Genomic DNA, 3,414 nt, shown 5'->3' with positions numbered 1-3,414 from the left:
ACTCCGGTACGCCCATCAGCGCCATCGGAGCCCACGAGCTCTACGGCCCGAGCGAGGCGTTCATCCTCACCCGCGGCAGCAACGGCCGGACCCCCTGGGTGAACAACTTCGACACGAACGTCGGCGTGAACTACCGCGTCTCCAAGGCGAACGTGGTGTCGCTCAGCCTGGACGTGTTCAACGTGTTCAACTTCCAGGGCGTGACGGCGGTGGATCAGATCTACACCAACGTCGCGGTGAAGCCGATCGAGGGCGGCAAGGCCAATGGCGAGCTGACGCCGGACCAGGTGCTCAGGGCCAGCAACGGTCAGCCGCTGACCGAGGCTGATCGCAACCTGAACTACAAGAACCCGACCCAGTACCAGGCCCCGCGGCAGATCCGCCTCGGACTGAAGTACACGTTCTAAGACCTCCAGCCGGATTGGGATTTCAAGCAATGAGCAAGCGTATTGCAACTGCGGTAGCCATCATCGGCGCTGCCGGCGTCATCTCCGGTTGTGCGTTCGAGCAGCCCTCCCCCGGGTGCCAGGTTCAGGATTCGGATGTGCCCTGGCAGGCTGTCTACACCCTGAAGAACCCGGCGGACGCGGGCAAGTCGTGCGCCAATCTGAAGGGTGAGGCGCTCGGCCTCTGGAAGTACGTGAAGGACCCCCTGAACAACCCCACCAACCAGCTGGTCGTCCGGCCGAGTGGGACTGCTTCGCGGTTCGCCTTCACGTACAAGGCGGAGGCCAAGAACAAGGACGGTACGGTCAAGATCGACCCCAAGACGGGCAAGCCGGTCATGGAGAACGTGACGGTCGATCGCGTGGACCTGGAGGCTCTCGACGAGGAGCGTCCGGGCCAGGCCCTCGAGGTCATGAAGGCCGCCAGCACCGGGCCCGCGACCCTGGCCAAGGAGCCGAACGCCAACACGGGTCTGTGCCTGGCGGAGGGCTTCACCCAGGAGGCCAAGATCTCGGCGAGCGAGGTGCTCCACCGTGACACCAAGGCGGTCCTGGTTCCCAGCGAGACCGTCAGCTACAAGTTCACCAAGGTCGAGGTGTACTCGGCTGCCGCGGCTCCGGGCACCCAGGCGTCGGGCGAGTTCACCTACTCGGACGGCACGGGCTGCGAGGTGGAGTACAAGATGCTGGCCCTGTGGCCGCAGGTCCACTGCGACCCCGAGGCTTTCGCCAACCCGACCAAGGAGAACGCGGCGGACCGTTGCGGCGAGGGCTCCGGCCTCAACCCGGACTTCGATGCCATCTGCGTGGCGGGCATCGGTCCTGATGGCGACGGCGGCTGCGTCCCCAACGGGATGGTTCCGTCCTTCAAGAAGTAACAAGGGCTCGGCCTCTCGCAGGCTGAACTGAAGTGAAGCGCGGCCCCGGTTGTCGCTCCCCCACGTGGGAGTGGCAGCGCGGGGCCGCGGTGTTTATGGACGGTGGGTCTCTGGTTTCCCGGGAAGGTGCATGGAGGGTCGGTACTCACTCGTCGAACGCGTCGCCGCCTTGCTGGCGGACGAGCAGGGCACGCTCCGCAAGGAGGCGCCCTACCGGGTGGCCCTCTGCTATCCGAGCCCCTACCACGTGGGCATGAGCTCGCTCGGCTACCAGGCCATGTACCGGGAGATTCACTCCCACCCGGGGGCCACCGCCGAGCGGGCCTTCCTCCCCGATGACGTGGAGGTGTACCGCCGCACCCGCACGCCCCTCTTCTCCTTCGAGTCGCAGGCCCCCGTCTCCAGCTTCCACATGCTGGCCTTCTCGGTGGCCTATGAGCTGGAGCTGACCGGGCTCTTCTCCATGTTGGACCTGGCCGGCATCCCCCTCCTCAAGGAGGAGCGGAGCGAGCGTCACCCGCTCATCGTGGCCGGTGGGCCGCTCACCTTCTCCAATCCGGACCCGCTCGAGCCCTTCGTGGACGTGCTCGTCCAGGGCGAGGCCGAGGAGCTCATCCACGTCCTCGTGGAAGCCGCGGCGACCCTGGAGAAGGACGCGCTCCTCTCGCACCTCGCCACCATCCCCGGCTTCCGGGTGCCCGGAAGGGGAGGGCAGCGGTACTACGTCGCCAAGGCCACGGATGCGCTGCTGCCGGCGCGCTCGGCCATCATCACCCCGCACACGGAGCTGCGCTCGATGTTCCTCATCGAGCCGGAGCGCGGCTGCTCGCGCGGGTGCCACTACTGCGTCATGCGGCGCACCACCAACGGCGGCATGCGCACCGTGCCCCCCGAGCGGATCCTGTCCCTCATCCCCGAGCATGCGAAGCGCGTGGGCCTCGTGGGCGCGGCCGTGACGGACCACCCGCGCATCGTCGAGCTGCTGCGCACCCTCGTGGACTCCGGCCGGGAGGTGGGTGTGTCCTCGCTGCGCGCGGATCGCCTCACCCAGGAGCTGGTGGATGAGCTCCGGCGCGGGGGCGCCACCAACCTCACCGTGGCCGCGGATGGGGCCTCCCAGCGCATGCGGGATCTCGTGGACCGCAAGCACTCGGAGGAGCAGATCATCCGCGCGGCGAACTTCGCCAAGACGGCGGGGATGAAGCAGCTCAAGGTGTACAACGTCGTGGGCCTCCCCCTGGAGGAGGACGCGGACATCGACGAGCTGGCGCGCTTCACCACCGAGCTGTCGAAAATCCTCCCGGTGGCCCTGGGCGTCGCGCCCTTCGTGGCCAAGCGCAACACCCCCCTGGACGGGGCTCCCTTCGCCGGCATCCGCGAGGTGGAGAACCGCCTGGAGCGGCTGCGGCGTGGGCTCAAGGGACGCGCCGAGGTGCGGCCCACCTCGGCCCGCTGGGCCTGGGTGGAGTACATGCTGGCCCAGTGCGGCCCCGAGGCGGGCCTGGCCACGATGGATGCCTGGAAGGCCGGAGGCGGCTTCGCGGCCTTCAAGCGCGCCTTCCAGGAGCGCGACTGCCAGCCCTACCTGGCGCGCCGGGTGGTGGACGGGCGGCGCAACCCCACCCTGTGGCCCACTGTTCCGAAGGTGGCTCCTCAGCCTTCCGTCTGACGGTCCGTGCCGCCAACCCCTGCCCCGCCCGCTCCCTGTCTGCTAGAAGGCCGCACGCGCCGTTTCCAGGCGCCAGGAGGCTTGTGGCAGCGGTGAGCACGGATCGCGTGGACAAGGCGTGGCAGCGCAAGGGGCTGAAGGACTACTCGACGGAGGCCATCATCGGGACGCTCGGGCACTACGGTGTCCAGGTGAGCGAGGCGGATTTCCGCCAGCTCGCCGAGAAGAAGTATCCCGCCGGCATCGCCGAGAGCTGGATGCCGCAGTGGAAGGGCACCGGCCAGTTCGCCCCCTACCCCTATGCGGCCGCGGGGGAGTTGTGGAAGCGGTGGCTGGGGGATCGGCTCGCCCCCTACGAGCTGTCCGAGAGCCTGGCCCAGCTCATGGGCGCGCTCGGGCAGCTCCTGCAGGGCTCGCAGGA

Annotated in this window: 2 protein-coding genes and 2 pseudogenes; all 4 read left to right on the top strand. The window is 68.4% G+C overall.

Translation table 11 applies throughout. The features are described from left to right. Positions 1–407 (top strand): annotated as a pseudogene (locus tag VF697_RS24905) (TonB-dependent receptor); the annotation flags it as partial. A 29-nt stretch (positions 408–436) separates the two neighbouring features. After that, complete coding sequence (locus VF697_RS24900; RefSeq protein ID WP_331099119.1) at positions 437–1,324, top strand: hypothetical protein; 888 nt, start codon at positions 437–439, stop codon at positions 1,322–1,324. A 130-nt stretch (positions 1,325–1,454) separates the two neighbouring features. Beyond that, the gene (locus VF697_RS24895) at positions 1,455–2,993 is read left to right on the top strand and encodes a radical SAM protein (RefSeq protein ID WP_331099117.1); all 1,539 of its coding nucleotides are present in this window, start codon (positions 1,455–1,457) and stop codon (positions 2,991–2,993) included. A 92-nt stretch (positions 2,994–3,085) separates the two neighbouring features. Continuing rightward, positions 3,086–3,414 (top strand): annotated as a pseudogene (locus VF697_RS24890) (hypothetical protein); the annotation flags it as partial.

The organism is Archangium sp. (genome assembly GCF_036388035.1).
Taxonomy (GTDB): domain Bacteria; phylum Myxococcota; class Myxococcia; order Myxococcales; family Myxococcaceae; genus Archangium.
Note: the sequence above shows the minus strand (reverse complement) of the source record. Positions and strands in the feature narration are given on the sequence as shown.

Excerpts from the sequence above, each read along its gene's own strand:
- VF697_RS24895 (WP_331099117.1), top strand. The coding sequence starts at position 1,455 with ATGGAGGGTCGGTACTCACTCGTCGAACGCGTCGCCGCCTTGCTGGCG.
- VF697_RS24900 (WP_331099119.1), top strand. The coding sequence starts at position 437 with ATGAGCAAGCGTATTGCAACTGCGGTAGCCATCATCGGCGCTGCCGGC.